16 protein-coding genes are annotated in these 18,398 nt (G+C 66.0%); 1 reads left to right on the top strand and 15 read right to left on the bottom strand.

Annotated elements, in window-relative coordinates:
* Positions 1–12: 12 nt before the first annotated feature.
* The 7 genes from RVY76_RS10235 to RVY76_RS10265 all read right to left on the bottom strand — a co-directional run bounded on the left by RVY76_RS10235 (position 13) and on the right by RVY76_RS10265 (position 7,894).
* Positions 13–1,302, bottom strand: coding sequence for an ABC transporter substrate-binding protein (locus RVY76_RS10235; RefSeq protein WP_317373842.1), 1,290 nt, complete (start codon positions 1,300–1,302; stop codon positions 13–15).
* A gap of 82 nt (positions 1,303–1,384) precedes the next feature.
* Positions 1,385–2,461, bottom strand: coding sequence for a branched-chain amino acid ABC transporter permease (locus tag RVY76_RS10240; RefSeq protein ID WP_317373843.1), 1,077 nt, complete (start codon positions 2,459–2,461; stop codon positions 1,385–1,387).
* A 21-nt stretch (positions 2,462–2,482) separates the two neighbouring features.
* Positions 2,483–3,469, bottom strand: a complete 987-nt coding sequence (locus RVY76_RS10245) for a branched-chain amino acid ABC transporter permease (RefSeq protein WP_317373844.1) — start codon at positions 3,467–3,469, stop codon at positions 2,483–2,485.
* Between the two features lie 70 nt (positions 3,470–3,539).
* Positions 3,540–3,944, bottom strand: coding sequence for a hypothetical protein (locus tag RVY76_RS10250; RefSeq protein ID WP_317373845.1), 405 nt, complete (start codon positions 3,942–3,944; stop codon positions 3,540–3,542).
* A 60-nt stretch (positions 3,945–4,004) separates the two neighbouring features.
* Positions 4,005–4,826 carry an ABC transporter ATP-binding protein gene (locus tag RVY76_RS10255; protein ID WP_317373847.1) on the bottom strand — a complete coding sequence of 274 codons (822 nt, stop codon included), beginning with the start codon at positions 4,824–4,826 and terminating at the stop codon, positions 4,005–4,007.
* Positions 4,823–6,781, bottom strand: a complete 1,959-nt coding sequence (locus RVY76_RS10260) for an AMP-binding protein (RefSeq protein ID WP_317373849.1) — start codon at positions 6,779–6,781, stop codon at positions 4,823–4,825. The genes RVY76_RS10255 and RVY76_RS10260 overlap by 4 nt, the downstream gene beginning before the upstream one ends.
* Before the next feature lie 177 nt (positions 6,782–6,958).
* A complete protein-coding gene (locus tag RVY76_RS10265) occupies positions 6,959–7,894 on the bottom strand; it encodes a YdiY family protein (protein ID WP_317373850.1) in 936 nt (311 codons plus the stop codon).
* A gap of 326 nt (positions 7,895–8,220) precedes the next feature.
* Between RVY76_RS10265 and RVY76_RS10270 the strand changes: the two genes are divergently transcribed.
* The gene (locus RVY76_RS10270) at positions 8,221–8,862 is read left to right on the top strand and encodes a histidine phosphatase family protein (RefSeq protein WP_317373851.1); all 642 of its coding nucleotides are present in this window, start codon (positions 8,221–8,223) and stop codon (positions 8,860–8,862) included.
* Positions 8,863–8,885: 23 nt separating this feature from the next.
* On the opposite strand, the gene RVY76_RS10275 is transcribed toward RVY76_RS10270, so the two are convergent.
* The 8 genes from RVY76_RS10275 to RVY76_RS10310 form a co-directional block, all read right to left on the bottom strand.
* The gene (locus RVY76_RS10275) at positions 8,886–9,617 is read right to left on the bottom strand and encodes an SDR family NAD(P)-dependent oxidoreductase (RefSeq protein ID WP_317373853.1); all 732 of its coding nucleotides are present in this window, start codon (positions 9,615–9,617) and stop codon (positions 8,886–8,888) included.
* Complete coding sequence (locus RVY76_RS10280) at positions 9,614–10,177, bottom strand: DUF3833 family protein (protein WP_317373854.1); 564 nt, start codon at positions 10,175–10,177, stop codon at positions 9,614–9,616. Before RVY76_RS10280 ends, RVY76_RS10275 begins: the two co-directional genes overlap by 4 nt.
* Positions 10,178–10,284: 107 nt before the next feature.
* Positions 10,285–11,109, bottom strand: coding sequence for a DUF1365 domain-containing protein (locus RVY76_RS10285; RefSeq protein WP_317373855.1), 825 nt, complete (start codon positions 11,107–11,109; stop codon positions 10,285–10,287).
* Complete coding sequence (locus RVY76_RS10290) at positions 11,106–12,398, bottom strand: NAD(P)/FAD-dependent oxidoreductase (RefSeq protein WP_317373856.1); 1,293 nt, start codon at positions 12,396–12,398, stop codon at positions 11,106–11,108. Before RVY76_RS10290 ends, RVY76_RS10285 begins: the two co-directional genes overlap by 4 nt.
* 94 nt (positions 12,399–12,492) lie before the next feature.
* Entirely contained in the window at positions 12,493–13,677 is a 1,185-nt protein-coding gene (locus tag RVY76_RS10295) for a DNA recombination protein RmuC (RefSeq protein ID WP_317373857.1), read from the bottom strand.
* Positions 13,674–15,503, bottom strand: a complete 1,830-nt coding sequence (gene mutL / locus RVY76_RS10300; protein WP_317373859.1) for a DNA mismatch repair endonuclease MutL — start codon at positions 15,501–15,503, stop codon at positions 13,674–13,676. Before mutL ends, RVY76_RS10295 begins: the two co-directional genes overlap by 4 nt.
* Positions 15,504–15,660: 157 nt before the next feature.
* Positions 15,661–16,971, bottom strand: coding sequence for a pitrilysin family protein (locus tag RVY76_RS10305; protein ID WP_317373860.1), 1,311 nt, complete (start codon positions 16,969–16,971; stop codon positions 15,661–15,663).
* Positions 16,968–18,359 carry a pitrilysin family protein gene (locus RVY76_RS10310; RefSeq protein ID WP_317373862.1) on the bottom strand — a complete coding sequence of 464 codons (1,392 nt, stop codon included), beginning with the start codon at positions 18,357–18,359 and terminating at the stop codon, positions 16,968–16,970. Before RVY76_RS10310 ends, RVY76_RS10305 begins: the two co-directional genes overlap by 4 nt.
* Between the last annotated feature and the right edge of the window lie 39 nt (positions 18,360–18,398).

Below are 18,398 nucleotides of genomic sequence, written 5' to 3' on the forward strand. Positions count from 1 at the left end.
GCCTGCTGCGCGTCATTCACATTGCGGCGGGATGCCGTTTTCCTGCGCGTAGGCGGTCGAATCCTCCTCGACCAGACGTGCGATCAGCTCCTGGTCGGACTGGATGTAGTCGGTCAGGACCGACCAGGTCTGATCCCCGGCATTCCACTGGTTGATCGCGACGCGGCCCGAACCGCCGTGATTGCGGCACGAGGCCGAGAAGGTCGGCCCGAACCCGGCGAGCCCGAGTTCGGCCATCTTTTCCTCGGTCATCTCGAGCTGCTCGAGACCGTCGCGCATCTGGGCCGCGTCGATCGCGCTCACGCCGTGGATCTCCTGCGCCTTTCTTGCCGCCTCGACCGCGATCATCGCGGCATAGATCCCGCGGTTGTAGATCACCGATCCCGCATATTCGCCGCCACCGGCCCCGAGGCCCTGCGACCAGACGTATTCCTCGAGCGCGTCGTAGAGCTCGAAATCGTCGCCGACCGCGTGGAAGTTCAGCGCCTTGTAGCCGTCGGCACCGTCACCGGCGGGCAGCACGTCGACCTCGGACCCGGCCCACCAGCTGCCGATGATCTGGTCCATCGGATAGCGGATATTGGCGGCCTCCTGGATCGCGACCTGGTTCATCACACCCCAGCCCCACATGATGACGTAATCCGGACGGTCGCGCCGGATCTGCAGCCATTGGGATTTCTGCTCCTGACCGGGGTGATCGACGGCGATCTGGCTGAACTCGAATCCGTGCATCCCCGAGAGCTCGGTCAGGGTGCGGATCGGCTCCTTGCCGTAGGCTGAGTTGTGATAGAGCAGCGCGATCTTCTTGCCCGAGAGATCCCCGCCATTCTCCTCAAGCAGGTACTTGATCGCGACCGACGCGCCGTCCCAATACGTTGCGGGATAATTGAAGATCCACTTGAAGACGTCCCCGTCGGAAACCGATGTCCGCCCGTAGCCCAGCGTGTGCATCGGAATTCCGTCGGCGGCGAGCTTTGGGATCAGCTGGTAGGTGATCCCCGTCGAGAGCGGCTGGTAGATCAGCGCGCCGTCGCCGGCATTCTTGGTGGATTCGTAGCATTCCACGCCCTGTTCGGTGTTATAGGCCGTCTCGCATTCGGGCATGTTGATCATCTCGCCCCCGATGCCGCCGTCCCGCGCGTTGATGAGCGCGAAGTAATCGGCGTAGCCATCGGCGAACTGCATCCCGTTCGCGGCATATGGCCCCGTGCGGTAGCTGAGCGACGGGAACGTCAGATCGGCGAGCGCGGGGCCCCCGGTCAGGGCCGCGCCGAGCGCGAGGCTTGTCAGGATCGTCTTCATTCTCTTCCTCCCTCGGGCCCGTTCGGGGGGCCCTTCTCGTGTTCCTCCGGAGACCTGTCCCTCGGAGGTCTGCCCTCGGGCCCTAATGCGGGAAGGGCCACAATCTCAGCTTCTCCTTGGTGACGCGCCAGAGTTGGGCGAGGCCGTGCGGCTCCACGATCAGGAAGAACACGATGAGCCCGCCCACGATCATGACCTCCAGATGCGCGGCCAGCACCGTGGGCCAGCCGAAACCGCCCACCAGCACGTTCTTGAGAAGGACCGGCAGCAGGACCATGAACGCCGCGCCGAGGAACGATCCGAGGATCGAGCCGAGCCCGCCGATGATGATCATGAAGAGGATCAGGAACGACTTGTTGATCCCGAAGGCCTCGCCCACCTCGACCGCGCCCAGATAGACCGCGAAGAAGAGCGCGCCGGCGATCCCCACGAAGAAGGACGACACCCCGAATGCCGAGAGCTTGGCGCGCAGCGGGTTCACGCCGATGATCTCGGCCGCGATGTCCATGTCGCGGATGGCCATCCATTTCCGCCCGATCGCCCCGCGCGTGAGGTTGCGGCAGATCCATGCGCTCGCCACAAGGAAGGCGAGGCAGAAGAGATAGGTGGCCCAGGCCTGCGTCCCGGCGCCGGTGATCGGCACGCCGAGGAGCGTCCGCTCGGGCGCGTTGATCTGGCCCGAGGCGGAGTAGTTGTAGAACCACGGCACCCGGTTGAAGAGCCAGACGAGGAAGAACTGCGCGGCGAGGGTCGCGACGGCGAGATAGAAGCCCTTGATCCTGAGGCTCGGCAACCCGAAGAGCATGCCCACGGCCGCCGTGACGAGCCCCGAGATCACCACGTGGATCGCGATGTTGATGTCGGGGAACGCCGTCATCAGCTTGTAGCAGCTATAGGCCCCGACGGCCATGAAGCCGCCCGTCCCGAGGCTGAGCTGCCCGCAATAGCCCACGAGGATGTTGAGGCCCAGCGCCGCGATGCCGTAGATCAGCACCGGCAGGAAGATCGCGTTCAGCCAGTAATCGTTGATGACGAGCGGCACGATCAGCACGGCCGCGGCAAGCGTCGCGTAATAGGCCCACCGGTCGAGCCGGATCGGGAACGTCTGGCTGTCGGCGCGATAGCTCGTCTTGAAATCGCCCGCCTCGCGATAGAGCATCAGACCCCTCCCCCCTGGTTGCTAGACGCGTTCAATGATCCGCTCCCCGAAGAGGCCCTGCGGCCGGAAGACGAGAAAGACGAGCGCGAGGACATAGGCGAACCAGTTCTCGGTCGCGCCGCCGACGAGGGGGCCCACCCAGAACTCGAAGAGCTTCTCGCCCACCCCGATGATGAGCCCGCCCACGATCGCGCCCGGAATGGAGGTGAAGCCGCCCAGCATCAGCACCGGCAGCGCCTTGAGCGCGATGAGCGAGAGCGAGAATTGCACGCCGGATTTCGCGCCCCACATGACCCCCGCGACGAGCGCCACGAACCCCGCGATCGACCATGTCAGCACCCAGATGAAGTTGAGCGAGATCCCGACGCTGAGCGCGGCCTGATGATCGTCGGCCACGGCCCTGAGCGCGCGCCCCTCCTTGGTGTATTGCGAGAACGCGACCAGCCCCGCGACCAGAAGCGCCGCGATGATCGTCGCGGTGATGTCGAGATTGTCGATGAAGAGCCCGTATCCGAAGGCGTCGAACGTCACCTGGTCGACATAGGTGTTGATGCCCTGCGGCAATCCGATGTCGAGCGTGCGGATCCCCGACCCCCACATGATGTCGCCGAGACCTTCGAGGAAATAGGCGAGCCCGATCGTCGCCATGAAGAGGATGATAGGGGGCTGCCCCACCAGATGCCGGAGCACGACCCAGTTCACGGCCCATGCGAAGATCACCATCACGACAATGGTCAGCACGATCGCGAGAAGCGCGGGGACCTGCCATCCGAAGCCGTGGATCTCGGTCCCGAAGGTCGCGTTCACGAGATGCGCGAACGGGACCTGTCCCTCCATGATCCCCACGAGGGTCAGCGCCGCGAAAAGCGCCATCACCCCCTGGGCATAGTTGAAGATCCCGCTCGCCTTGAAGATCAGGACGAAGCCGAGGGCGACGAGCGCATAGAGCACGCCCGCCATCAGGCCGTTGATCGTCACCTCGATCGCGAAGAGTAGCTGGTCAGGCATCGCGCCGTCCTTTCGCCCCTGGGGCGGATCCGGTCGGACAGTTCCGGCGCGATGCCCGCATCAGATTCCCCTATTCATGCTGTGTGCCCGGCGTGCCCGCGTCGCGGCCGGGATTGGGACCGGTCGCCGCGGGACAGGTGCAATCGCCCAGAAGCTCGTTCGCCTTCTCCGAGCGCTCGCCGGCGGGCTGCGCCTCGAGCGCGCTGCGCGCGGCCCTGAGGCCCCAGTCGATATCGCCCTCGACGAAGGCGGGCTTGTTCCTGTCGCCGGAATGAAAGTCGGTCTGGCGCGCGTCGCGCGATTGCCGCGCCACGCGGCCCAATGCGCCCAGCACCGCCTCGCGCTCGTTCGTGCGCAACTCGTCGAGATCCTCGGGACGGAACTTCGCCACCATCTCGCCCGCCCAGTCGGGCAATCCCCGATCGGCCCCGAGCGCATCGGCCAGCGTTTTCTTCTGCCATGTCAGATCGGCCATCTCGTATCTCCTTTTCCGTAGATACGGGTCGAACGATGCGACAGGGCGAGACGGTCCATCCTAGTCATGCGCGACCCCCAGATAGGCGTCGATCACCTGCTGGTTGGTCCGCACCTCGTCCGGCGTGCCGTCGCCGATCTTGCGGCCGTAATCCATGACGACGACGCGGTCCGAGATGTCCATGACCACGCCCATGTCGTGCTCGATCAGAGCGATCGTGGTGCCGAGCTCGTCGTTCACGTCGAGGATGTAGCGGCTCATATCCTCCTTTTCCTCGACGTTCATGCCGGCCATGGGCTCGTCCAGAAGCAGCAGGTCCGGCTCGGCGGCGAGCGCGCGGGCCAGCTCCACCCGCTTCTTGAGGCCGTAGGGCAGCCGGCCGACGGGCGTCTTCCGGATGTGCTGGATCTCGAGGAAATCGATGATCCGCTCGACCTTCTCGCGGTTCAGGGTCTCCTCCCGCTCGGCCCGGCCGATCCAGAATGCCTGCGCCAACATGCCCGCCCGCATGGCGTTCAGCCGCCCCGTCATGATGTTGTCGAGAACGCTCATCCCGTCGAAGAGCGCGATGTTCTGGAACGTCCGCGCCACGCCGCTGCGCGCGACCTTGTAGGGCTTCATCGGCGGTCTGGTTTCGCCGCGAAACCTCACCTCGCCCTCCTGCGGGTGGTAGAACCCGCTGATCACGTTCAGCATCGACGACTTGCCAGCACCGTTCGGGCCGATGATGGCGCGGATCTCGCCCTCGCGGATATCGAACGAGATGTCCTTGATCGCCTCGACGCCTCCGAAGCGCAGCGTGATGTTGCGCAGATCGAGGATCACGCCTCCGATCGTGCGGCCATCCGCGGTGACGTGGCTCTCGGGGGCGCTGTCCCTCATTCCGCGGCCTCGCGGATCTCGGGGCCGGCGGGCCGGATCGCGGCATCCTGAAGCCTGAGCGTGGCCGCGATCCGGCCTTTCCGGCCATCCTCGTAGGTGACCTCGGTCTCGGTATAGATCTCGTCGCGCCCGTCGTAGAGCGCCGTGAGGATATCGTCGAACTTCTCGCCGATGACCTTGCGGCGGACCTTCTGCGTGCGGGTGAGTTCCCCGTCATCCGCATCGAGCTGCTTGTGGAGCACGACGAAACGATGGACCTGGCAGCCCGACAGCATGTCGTCGCGGGCCACGGACCGGTTCACCTCGGCCACGTGGTCGCGCATCATCTCGAGCACCTTCGGATGCTGCGACAGCTCCTGGTAGGAGCCGTAGCCGATATTGTTGCGCTCCGCCCAGTTGCCCACCGCGTTGAGATCGATGTTGAGGAACGCCACGCAGGTCTCGCGGCCCGCACCGAAGACGACGGCCTCGAGAATGTTGGGAAAGAACTTGAGCTTGTTCTCGACATATTTGGGCGCGAACATGCCGCCGCCCGCGAGCTTTCCGACATCCTTGGCGCGGTCGATGATCCTCAGATGGCCCGACCCGTCCTCGAAGAAGCCCGCATCGCCCGTGGCGACCCAGCCTTCGGCATCCTTGGTCTCGGCCGTGCTGTCGGGATTGCGGAAATATTCCACAAAGACGCCCGGCGAGCGATAGAAGACCTCGCCGCTTTCGGCCACGCGGATCTCGACGCCCGGAGAGGCCACGCCGACCGTGTCGGAGCGCACCTCGTTGTCTGGTTGCTGGGTGATGAAGACGGTCGCCTCGGTCTGGCCGTAGAGCTGCTTGAGGTTGATCCCGAGGCCCCGGTAGAAATCGAAGATCTCGGGCCCGATCGCCTCGCCCGCGGTGTAGCCGACGCGGATGCGCGAGAATCCCAGCGTGTTCTTGAGCGGTCCGTAGATCATCAGCTCGCCCAGACGATATCGCAGCCGGTCGGCCGCGCTTACCTTGCGGCCGTCGAGGATCGCGGGGCCCACCCGCTGCGCATGCGCCATGAAGTGGTGAAACAGCGCCTTCTTGATGCGCGTCGCGTCCTCCATCCGGATCATCACGTTGGTCAGCTGCGTCTCGAAGACGCGCGGCGGTGCGAAGTAATAGGTCGGCCCGATCTCGCGCAGATCGACCATCAGTGTGTCCGGGCTTTCGGGGCAGTTCACGCAGAACCCGGTCCAGTAGGCTTGCCCCACCGAGAAGATGAAATCGCCGACCCAGGCCATCGGCAGATAGGCCACGACCTCCTCGGCGGCCGTGAGGCGGTCGAATTCGGCCGAGGCCTTCGAGGTCGCGATGATGTTGCGGTTCGACAGGACGACGCCCTTCGGACGGCCCGTCGTGCCCGAGGTATAGAGCATGACGCACACGTCATCGAGCGTCAGCGCATCGGTGCGCGCATCGAGTTCGGGGCCGAGCCGGTCGCGCGCCGCGCGGCCCGCCTCCTGGACACCGGCATAGGATCCGAGGCGGGCATGGTCGTAATTCCTGAGCCCGCGCGGATCGAGATAGATCAGCCGCCGCAGCGCGCCGCCATCGCCCGCGGCCTCCTGCAGCTTGTCGACCTGTTCCTGATCGCCGACCACCGCCATGACCGCACCGCAATGGTCGAGCTGGTAGGCGATCTCGTCCACGGCGGCGTCCTGGTAGATCGGCACCGGGATGGCACCCGCGCGCTGGATCGCGACCATCGCCCAGTAGAGCGCGGGGCGGTTGCGCCCGGATATGACGACATGCTCCCCTTGGGCGAGCCCCAGATCGAGCAGGCCGAGGGCAAGGGCCTCGACCTCGGCCGCGATCTCGGACCAGGTCCAGCTCTGCCAGATCCCGAATTCCTTCTCGCGGTTCGCCGGGCGGTTCGCGTGCAAGGTCGCGTTCCGCGCAAGCAGCGCAGGTATGGAGACAGGCGTCTCGCTCAAGCAATGATCCTCCCGAAGCCGCCTCCCCGCGGCTCCCTGTCGAACAGCCTGTCACAAATCGACGATGCGTCAATAGGCTCGCATGATCGCGAGGGTGCCCGGCCCCTGCGTCAAACGGAAAAGGGGCGGTACCTTTCGGTACCGCCCCTCGTAACTTCCGGCCTGAGCCGAAAGCGATCAGTTGAAGCTGTAGACCAGCGAAACGCCGAACAGGTGCTCGGTGCTCTTGTTACCGGGGGCCGGATCGGTGTGGTACTCGGACAGCAGCGAGGTGCGAAGCGCGAGCGCGTCGCTCATCGACACGTTGAGCGCCAGGTCGTTGTAGACGACCGTGTCCGAGTCGGACCAGATCACGTCGGAGTCGTTGGTCAGCGCAACGGTGTCGTTGATGCGCTGGTAGTAGTCCGACGAGATCGCAACCGCGAATTCCTCGATGTCGTCGCCGTCGCCGTTCGGATCGCGCAGGACGTTGCCGATTTCACGGAAGCTCGCGAAGCGGTAGCCCGGACCGGCCTGGACAGCCCACTGCTGCTCGGGCGTGTCGATCACGCGGTAGCCGAGACCGAGGCCGAGGAACGCGTCGTTCTCACGCTCGAACGTGTCGCGGTCTTCGTTGTCGTCGTCGACGTTGCCTTCGTAGGTACCCTGCAGTTTGGCGAAGCCGTAGAGGACGTCGCTGAAGTCACGGGTGTACTGGAAGCTGTAGAGCAGGTCGTCCTGATCCGTATCGCCATCCGACTCGGCATAACGGTAGTTCAGGCCGAGGTCGAAGCCGTTCAGGCCCATGACGTAGGTGAAGTTCGCGCCGATGCCGAGATCGGTCGACTCGTCGTTGTCGGACTGCGACGACCCGGTGCCGGCGAAGGCGCGGAGCGACACGGAACCGGTGAAGCCGTCGGCGCGGCCTTCGTTGCCGAGACGGAACGTCTCGCGCTCGAAATCATCTTCGATGTCGTCGGCCAGGTCTTCGTTCGCGGTCTCGACGGCGCTGTCGCCGATGAGGCCCGTGTTGTTGAACGTGTCGGTCTGGGCGTAAGCCGACCCGGCGATGAAGCTGGTGATCACCGCCGCGGTGAAGATGGATGCGTTGTTTTTCATCTGATGGTCTCCCAATGAGTTCGGAGAGCGACGTTGTCCGTCACTTTCCACGATGCTTTAGCGCCTTGCACCCGTTTGGGTTCAGAGGGAAAGCACATCGAGGAAACGGTTGTTGCAAGTTTGTCATTTTCGCAACGCTCACCGGATCGTAACCTTTGGAAAACCCTTTATTTACAATATCTGAGCGGATTTTGGCCGCATGGGTGCGGAAAAAATCTCGGCGGCTCTTGAACGGCTTTCTCGCCGAAGTTGCGAATGCACTCTGCGAATCGCTTCGGTGTGCGAGACGCGTTTGCGCGGGCCCGCGAAACCCGCTAGGCCCCGCGTCGGAGGTGATCGAGATGGGTGAGATCGTACTGGTGCGTCACGGTCAGGCGAATTCGAACGCCGACAACGAGCGCGATTACGACCGGCTGAGCGAGCTCGGCCATCTGCAGGCCCGTTGGCTGGGCGAGTGGCTGGGCGATCTCGATGGCGGCTTCGACCGGATCCTGAGCGGAACGCTCCGCCGCCATGTCGAGACGGCGCAGGCGATGGGCGTCGAGGCGATCCGCGATCCCCGGCTCGACGAGATGGACTATTTCAACCTCGGCCACGCGCTGTCGGACGTGCACGGCGTGCCGATGCCCACCGCCGACGGCTTTCCCGAACATCTTCCGCAGGTCATGCGCGCCTGGCACGCGTCGGAGATTCAGGGCGACGAAAGCTTCGCGGCGTTCGAGGCGCGGATCGTCGACGTGCTGACCGAGGCCGCGACGGAAGGACGGCGCACGCTGTGCGTGACTTCGGCGGGCGTGATCGCCATGGCGATGCGCCATGTTCTCGATCTCGATCCGCGCAAGCTCTCCATGGTGCTGCTGCCGATCCGCAACACGTCGATCCATCGCTTCCACGTGCGCGGCGACGAGATGTTGCTTTCGGGTTTCAACGCGGTGCCGCATCTCGAACGGGCGGACCGGGCCTACGCCCTGACCCATTACTGAGGCCCGCGGACCCGAGAGGGTCGCTAGCCGAAGATCCGGTAATAGAGACCGTCGGGCAGGAAGTTGCCGAGCCGGAAGAGCGCGCCGAACCCCCAGGGGAAGTTCAGCGCGAAGCGGTTGCCGTTCATGTGCTCGAAATAGAGCCGGGCGGCCTTTTCGGGGTCCATGATGAAGGGCATCCGGAAGTCGTTCTTGTCGGTGAGACGCGTCCGGATGAAGCCGGGATTGACCAGTTGCACGTCGATTCCGATGCGGCGCAGGTCGGCATACATCGACTCGGCAAGGACCATCAGGCCAGCCTTGGACGCGCCGTAACCGATCGCGCCGGGAAGTCCTCGATAGCCCGAAAGGGAGCCGGTCAGGACGACATGTCCGGATCCCTGCGCGACCATGGCCGGAACGACCTGACCCAGGACACGCGCGGCACCGGTCGTGTTCACGTCGAGCATCCGCGTGACGCGGCTCGCATCCCAGTCCTGCGCCCGCAGCGGCCAGTAGATGCCGGCGATGTAGACGAGCCCGTCGACCCGGCCCGCGCTTTCGGCGGCGCGCCTCACGTCGACGTCGTCGGTCACGTCGAAGGGGAGAACCTCGCTCGGTCCGTGCAACTGGTTCGACAGGTCATTGAGGCGGTCGCGATTTCGGGCCGACAGGATCACGTGGGCCCCCGTGCCGCTGATCCTACGCGCCACCTCGCGGCCCAGGCCTTCGGATGCCCCGACGATCCAGTAACGCTTTCCGGACCAATGCCTCACCCCGGGCTCTCCGGCCGGATCGTAGCGACGAGTTCGGCCACGCGCACACCGAATTTCGTGAATTGAGACCGGTTTATGATCGTTCCGCTCTCGCAGAGATACATCCAGTCCACGACGTCGAGCTTATGGCCGCCCGCCTCGTAGGGCAGGATGATGCGATACCGAAGCCGCACCGCGGGGCCGGAGATCTCGCCCGCTCCGCGCCCCACGATATCTTCGGCATCGGCGACGAACCGGCCGTCGTCGCCAAGGATCAGATGCCATGCCCGCGTCTGCTTGGTGCCGCTGTCATAGGCGAATTCCTCGTGGAGCACCCCATGATCGCCGTCCCACTCGCCTTCCATGAGCGCCCGGAACCGCGAGGTCACGCGCCCCGTCGGCCCGAAGATCACCCCGTCGCAGATGAGGCGGCCGTTCAGGTGCTCGCGCGGGTCGAAGGATGGGCCGAGCCCCTCGTAATCGCGCGCGGACTGGCCCTTGAACGACAAAAGCCGATTGCGCAGCGCGATGAGGCCGATGATGACCACGGCGAACACGGATATGTAGATGAATATGTCCAAGTTCTGTCCTCGATCGCCGACTCGGCAGCCGGGAATTTCCGTGGTGCGGGTACCGCGCGATCAGTTCATCGAATGGTCAGATGATCCTGTTCGTCTCCCGTCCTGCCTCAGCGGCGCTCGGCCAGCTTGGTTCCATGCACTGTCGTCAAACGGCCTCGTGCCGCGACGTCGGGACCGCTCAGGTCGCTTTTCCCGGGATCCGGCCTTGACCGGAAGCGCGCGCCCTTGCGCCAGAGGAGGAGCGCCTGCCAATGGATCAGGGCCAGCACCCTTCGTGGCCCGAAAGGGCGGCGCAGCGTGGACATCACGATCGTGCGATTGGTCATTCTGCGCCGGGCCCCGCCGAGCGTGGCATGAAGGCCCCCGCCCCCTTCGACCCGGTAGTCGATCGCGATGGCCACACGCTCCTCTCCGATATCGAAACGGAAGGCGTATTCGCCCGTCACGTCCTGAAACGGCGAGACATGCAGGACCTTGCGCGCGACGAGCCGGTCCCGAGGCGTGATCGCCGCCAGATCGTCGCGGCGACAGAGGTAGCAATGCCGATCGCCGTAGGTGTTCGTGACCTCGGCGATCACGACACGCAGATCGTCCCGCCGGTCGCGGACGAGCCAGAAGCTCACCGGATTGAAGGCATGGCCAAGCACGCGCGGCTGCGCGAGCAGTTCGATGCGATGGGCGATCCGGTCCAGCCCCCGCTCCGCCAGCCTCTCGCGCACCCAGGCCGCGCCGCGACCGGCACGCGGTGGCCCGCCGTGATCGGTATCGTGGAGCGCCATCGGCCGCGCTCGGTTTCGCCCAAAAAACACCGGAGCCTCGACGGGGCCTTCGGCATCGAGCAGCACGTAGTCGATGCTATAGGCGAAGGCATTCGCCGGGGCGTCGCGGCGGGAATGGACCGTCCGGGCGGCGATATGGTCGATCCCGTTCATTCCGCGGCGAGGAGCGCGGGGGCACGGCACCCCATCGCATCGACCACGTCGCAGGCCGAGGCGAAGCCGTCCTCGTGAAAGCCATTGCGCATCCAGGCACCGCAGAACCAGGTCCCGCCCGTCCCGTTCAGGGCGCGGATCTCCCGCTGGGCGGCGAGCATCGCGGTGTCATAGACGGGGTGGCGGAACGTCGTCTCGTCGAAGACGAGGCGTTCGTCGATCTGCCGGCTCGCATTCAGCGTGACGAAAAGCGGGTCATCGGGCGGAATGTCCTGCAGCGAATTCATCCAGTAGTTGACCCCGATCCGATCCCCTGCCCCGTTGTCGGGTTCGCAATAGGTCCAGCTCGCCCAGACCTTCTTCAAGCGGGGCATCACCCCCGGATCGGAATGAAGGATCATGTGGTTCGGCTGATACCGCACCTTCGCGAGGGCCCGCCGTTCGTCGGGCGTGGGATCGGCCAGGAGCCGCGCGGACACATCCGCATGGGTGGCCAGGATCACCTCGTCGAAATGTTCGGGTGGGTGACCTTCGGCGGCGATCCCGACCCCGAGGGGGCCGCGCGCGACCCGGCGGACCGCAGCCCCCGTGCGAAGGGTGACGCCCGCCTGCCGCAGGTGCCTTTCCAGACGGCGGACATATTCGATCGACCCGCCCGCGACGCTGTACCATCGGTGCTGGCCCGAATAGCCGAGCAGCCCGTGATTCTCGAAGAACCGCACGAGGGCCTCGGCCGGGAAGTCGAGGATCCCCGCGCACGGCGTCGACCAGATCGCGCCCGAGAAGGGCAGGATGTAGTAATCGCGAAACCAGCGCCCTGTCCCGAGCGAGGTAAGCAGATCGCCGATCGACATGTCCGGGCGGACGACCCGGCGGGCCCGCATGTTGAATCGCATCAGATCGCGCAGCATGTGCAGGAAGCGTGGATCGCCCAGATTGCGGCGCTGCGCGAAGATCGCGTCGATGCCGTGCAGGGCATACTCGATCCGCCCGCGCCGTGCCGAGACGCCGAAGCTCATCGAACTGTCGACCCGGGTCACGCCGAGTTCGTCGAAGAGTTTGGTGACATTCGGATAGGTCGCGTCGTTGAAGACAATGAAGCCGGTATCGACCGGCTGATCCCCATGGCGGCCCGCCATCACCGTCCGCGCATGCCCCCCGAGACGCGGTGCGGCCTCGAAGAGAGTGACACGATGGGTGTCCTTGAGAAGATACGCGGCGGCGAGGCCCGAGATCCCACCGCCCACGATCGCGACGCGGCGGCGCGGCGGGGAAGATCGATGCGTCACTTGCGATCCGTCCCGGGCGATCCTCGTGGGGCTCTGCGGGGGCGGGCCGTCCCGTCCGGCGGGGTCCCCTGGCGGGTGACTATGGAGGGTCATCCTAGCCCCGCGCCTCGATGTCGGCGGGGGACTCGGCCTCGTCGAAATCGAAGGCATGCAGGCGGCTTGCGCGCTTGCCCGCCCGCTCGCCCGAGATCAAGATTTCGTCCACGTCCTTGCGGGCCTGCGCGAAGTGTCTGTCGAGATTGCCGACACGCGCGACCAGACGCTCGCAATCGGCGTGAAGCAGGCCGAGTTCGCGCCGGATCGCACCGGCCTGTTCGGCCATGCGCGCATCCTTGAGAATCGCGCGCATCGTGTTCAGCGTCGCCATGCAGGTCGTGGGCGACACGATCCAGACCCGCTGCGCGAAGCCCTCGCGCACGACCTCCGGCAGGCGCGCATGCAGTTCGGCATAGATCGCCTCGGATGGCAGGAACATGATCGCGCCGTCGGCGGTCTCTCCCTCGATGATGTAACGCTCGGCGATGTCGCGGATATGCTTGCGCACGGCCTGGCCCAGGCTCGCCAGCGCGCGAGCGGCCTCCTCCTTGGTTTCGGCTGCGGCGAAACGCTCGAACGCCTCGAAGGGAAACTTCGCGTCAATGACAATCGGCCCCGGCGGCTGCGGCAAGTGGACGAGGCAATCCGCCCGCTTTCCGTTCGATAGCGTCTTTTGCAGGGTGTACCCGCCCGCTGGAAGCGCCTGACCCACGATGTCGGCGAGCTGGATCTCGCCAAAAAGGCCGCGGCGCTGCTTGTTCGACAGGATGTCCTGCAGGCTGAGGACATCGCCCGAGAGCTTGGCGATATTGTCCTGCGCGCGGTCGATGACCGACAGGCGCTCGCGCAGCTGGGTCAGCGAATTGGTCGTTTTCTCGCCCTGCCCGTGCAGCGTGTCGCGCATCCTCTCCTGCATGTCCGACAGGGCCCGGGCCGAGCGCGCCGCGTTGTCGGCAAGTCGGTCGTTCATCCGCCCCTGGACGTCGGCGAGCCGCGCCTCGACCGTCTGGACGAGATGGAGCTGAGCGTTGGACTGCGTGTCGCTCACCATCTGGAGATTGCCGGCGAGCTGGGCCTGCCCCGCACCGAGACGGGCGAGCTGTGCGGCCAGGGCGCGGGACTGACGACCCGCGCGCAGCATGGCAGCCACGAGCAGCACCGCGAGGATGGCGACCACCACCGCCGCGATCCCCGCCACGACCAACGGGTCGGCGATCAAGGCTTCGATCTCGGCCCGGCTCATCGGCGTCCGAAAAGCCGTTCGATATCGCCGAGCCTCAGCTCGACATAGGTGGGGCGTCCGTGGTTGCACTGGCCCGAATGGGGCGTGGCTTCCATCTCGCGCAGGAGCGCGTTCATCTCGGGGGCGGACATCCGACGACCGGAGCGGATCGATCCGTGGCAGGCGACGCGGCTCAGCACCGCCTCGATCCGGGCCTTCACGCCGAGGCTTTCGCCGAGATCCTCGAGCTCGTCCACGATGTCACGGATCAACGCCTGCGTATCGACGGGACCGAGGATCGCGGGCGTCGCCCGCACCGCGATCGCGCCCCTGCCGAAGGCCTCGATCTCGAGCCCGAGCTGCGCGAGATCGGCACCGAGGTCGAGGAGCATCGCCGCCGCCCCGTCCGACAGCTCGACGATGTCGGGAATGAGCAATGCCTGTGCGGCGACGCCGTTCTCGGCCATCTGGCGCTTGAGCTTTTCGTAGACGAGGCGCTCATGCGCCGCGTGCTGGTCGACGATGACCATTCCGGCCTCGGTCTGCGCGATGATGTAGTTCTCGTGGACCTGGCCCCGGGCGGCACCCAGCGGGTGATAGGCGGCCTCCGGCTCGGGCGTGTCGTCGACCGGATCGACCCTGGCGAAAACCTCGCTCGTTTCGGCAAAACCCGGATGCGGCATCTGCGGGCGCGGCGCGGGGCGGTCCATCTGGTAGACGCGCGGGGGTTCGGCCCCGCTTGCGCCCTCGGGGCGCATCGCGCCGAGCGTGGCATCCGCGACAGTGCTCGACGCGCGGTGCCCTGCCCCCGCGAGCGCGTGTCGCAGACCCGACACGATCAGGCCCCGTACCGTTCCGGGGTCGCGGAACCGCACTTCGGTCTTGGCCGGATGGACGTTCTGGTCGACCGCCTCGGGCGCGCATTCGACGAAGAGAGCCGCCGCCGGATGACGATCGCGGCTCAGGAAATCGGCATAGGCCCCGCGCAGAGCCCCGTTGAGAAGCTTGTCGCGGACCGGGCGGCCGTTGACGAAGAGATATTGATGCGTCGCGGCACCCCGCGAATAGGTCGGCAGCGCCGCATATCCCGTCAGCGCGATCCCGTCGCGCTCTGCGTCGATCCTGAGCGCATTCTGCGCGAAATCCGTCCCCAGGACCCGTCCGAGACGCCCTTGCAGCGCATCCCACAGATCGCCCGTGCCTGGATCCGCGCGAAAGACGACACGCCCCTCTCCGCCGCCGGACATGTCGCGCAGCGTGAAACCGATCTGCGGTTCGGCCATGGCGAGACGTTTGACCACATCGCCGATCGCCTGCGCCTCGGCCCGGTCGCTGCGCAGGAACTTGAGCCGGGCGGGCGTCGCGTAGAAGAGGTCCCGGATCTCGGCGATCGTGCCGCGCGTGATGGCGGCGGGCCGCACCGCATCCGCCACGCCCCCCGCGACGCGGATCGCCGCACCCTCCGCCCCGTCGGCGCGCGAGGTCAGGGTCAACCTGCCGACGGCGGCGAGCGAGGCGAGCGCCTCGCCCCGAAAGCCGAAGGACGTGATGTTGAGGAGATCCGCGCCGTCGATCTTGGATGTCGCGTGACGCGACAGCGCCAGCGGCAGATCCTCGCCCGTCATGCCGCACCCGTCATCGGTGACGCGGATCAGCGTCTTGCCGCCATCGGCATAGGCGACCTCGATCCGGGTGGCACCGGCATCGATGGAATTCTCGACCAGTTCCTTGACCGCGGAAGCCGGGCGTTCGACGACCTCGCCGGCGGCGATGCGATTGATCGCACCTTCGTCGAGCGCCCTGATCTGTGGCCGATCGGCACGTATCTTGGGGTCATGCAGCGTCATGCCACAAGGGATAGCATGAGCGATAAGGCTTTGCATCGGCAAAATGGAGCACCGGAAAGGGCCGGAACCGGGCTTTCCATGGCGGTTCGCTGGCCCCTGCATTTCGTTGCGCAGCGAAGGGCAGCGATGCCTCGCCGGATTTCATCCGGCGCCGGTGCTAGTTCGTGGCCTCGATCCCGTCGGGCTGCCCGACGATGGTGAAGCTCAGATCGTCGGGCCGATAGATCCGCTCGGCCACACGAGCGATATCGTCGAGCGTCACCGCCTCGATCTGATCGTTCCGCGTCTCGATGTAATCGATCCCGAGATCGTCCATCTGCATGCCCACGAGGATGCTCGCAATCGTGGAATTGCCGTCGAAGCGGAGCGGATAGGCCCCGGTGAGATAGGTTTTGATCTCCGCCAGCTCTTCCTCGCTCACGCCTTCGGCCACGCGCGCCCATTCGTCAGAGACGACCTCGACGGTCTCGGCGGTGCTTGCATTGGCCGATGCCGCCTGCCCCATGAGAAGCGCGCCGTTCTCCATCGGCTGCAACCAGGTACCGATGCCGTAGGTGAGACCCCGCTCGACACGCACCTCTTCCATCAGGCGCGAGTTGAAGCCGCCGCCACCGAACATCTCGTTGAGGATATAGGCCGCCATGAAGTCCGGATCGTCACGTGCGATCCCCTTGTGGCCGAAGAGGATCATGGATTGCGGCGTGTCGAACTCGATGATGTCGACGCCGGGTTCGGCCGAGTAGACCGCCTCTCCGGGAAGGTCTCCGCCCGTGCGGGGCAAGTCCCCCAGCAGATCGTCGAGCAGTTCGCCCAGCGCCTCGGGCGTGATGTCGCCGACGGCCCCGACATAGACGCGGTCGGTGACGAAGGTGTCCCGATGCGCCTCGACGATATCCTCGCGGGTCAGATCCGTGACGCTTTCGGCGGTTCCGTTATTGGGCGCGCTGTAGGGATGGTCGGGAAAGGCTTCGTCCATGAAGGCGCGCGAGGCGATCGCACCGGGATCGTTCAGATCGCTCGCGATGATCGACAGGACCTGGTCGCGGACCCGGTCGACCGCATCCTGATCGAATCGCGGCTCGACCAGCGCATCGCGCAGGAGGTTCACCGCAGCATCGCGATTCTCGGTCAGGAACCGCGCAGAGACGCTGATCGCGTCGTCGTTGGCATCGAAGCTGTAGCTCGCCGCGAGTTCCTCGCGGGCGAGAGCGAAGGCCTGCGCATCCCTGTCGGCCGCACCCTCCTCGATGAGTGCCGTCATGAGGTTCACCGCACCGCCCTTGCCGGGCCGATCGAGCGCGGTGCCGCCACGAAACCGGATCTCGAGCGCGGTGAAGGGAATGGTGTGATCCTCGACAAGCCACGCGTCTATCCCGTCGGGAGAGGTCACTTCCTGAACGTCGACCGCGGCCCGCGCGGGAAGCGCGGCCCCGAGAGCCAGAGCGAAGGCGAGGGCAAGGCGCATCATTGGGTCATCTCCATCGTCTCGGTCGTTCCGACCGGCAGTCCGGCGGCGGCGGCCTCCTCGGAGGTCGTCTCCTGCCCCGGCGCACGCAGCCAGCCGGTGACCGCACTATCCCGGTCGAGCACGTCACGACCGGCCGCGACGATCTCCTCGGCCGTGATGGATTGCAGGATGTCGGGCCATTCCTCGACATCCTGCACCGTCAGTCCGGTGGTGAGCGCCGTGCCGTAGCGGCGGGCCAGCGATTGCGCGCTGTCGGCCTCGTAGACTTCGCCCGCCCTCATGCGGAATTTCAGCCGCTCCAGCTGTGCGGCATCGACGCCATCCTCGAGAAACGCCGCGACCTCGCGATCGAGTGCCGCCTCGGCCTCCTCGAGCGTGACGCCCGGAGCCGGCACGATGACGAGACCGAAGGTCGTCTCGTCGAGCGAGGTCCCGCGATAGAAGGCGGAGGTGTAGAGCGCCTCCTCGCTGCCGAATTGCAGCCGCCGGGCGAGTTCCGACGTCTGCCCCTGCCCGAGGATGTCGGCGAGAAGGGTGAGCGCGGCGGCTTCGCGCTGGTCGCCCGAATTGCGTTCGGGCGCGAGATAGGTGCGGATGACATAGGGCTGCGCGACGCGCGGATCCTCGAATGTCAGGCGACGCTCGGCGCGTTGCGGGGGCTCGTGCGGGCGGACGCGTTCGGGCAGATCGGCAGTCGGCTCCAGAGGTCCGTAATGCTCCTCGGCAAGCGCACGCACTTCGTCGGGCGTCACGTCGCCCGCCACGATGAGGATCGCGTTGTTGGGGGCGTAGAAGCGCTCGTAGAATTCGGTGACGTCGTCGAGGTCCAGCGCCTCGATCTCGTGCATCCAGCCGATCACGGGAATGCCGTAGGGGTGGTTCTGGTATTGCGCAGCGTCGCGCTGCTCGGAGAAAAGAGCGCCCGGGTCGCTGTCGGTGCGCTGGTTGCGCTCCTCGGTGATGACCCGCCGCTCGGTCACGATGTCGCGTCCGTCGAGATCGAGATCGCGCATCCGGTCGGCCTCCATCTCCATCATCAGGCCGAGACGGTCGCTGGCCACGCGCTGGAAATAGGCGGTGTAGTCCTGCCCGGTGAAGGCGTTGTCGGTGCCGCCGTTCTCGGCCACGACGCGGCTGAACTCACCCGGCTCGCGGTCGTCGGTCCCCTTGAACATCAGATGTTCGAGGTAATGCGCGATGCCCGAGACGCCCGGATCCTCGTCGGCGGCACCCGCGCGGTACCAGACCATGTGCACGACCACGGGGGCGCGGTGATCCTCGAGCACGACGACTTCGAGGCCGTTGTCGAGCGAGAAGGTCGAAACCTCGGCCGCGCGGGCCGTCATCGGCAATGAGAGGAGCAGAATGGGAAGAAGCGCACGCAGCATGAGCAAAGGCCTTTGCGTAGGGTCGCGGTCTGGGGCGCA

Source organism: Palleronia sp. LCG004 (assembly GCF_032931615.1).
Lineage (GTDB): Bacteria > Pseudomonadota > Alphaproteobacteria > Rhodobacterales > Rhodobacteraceae > Palleronia.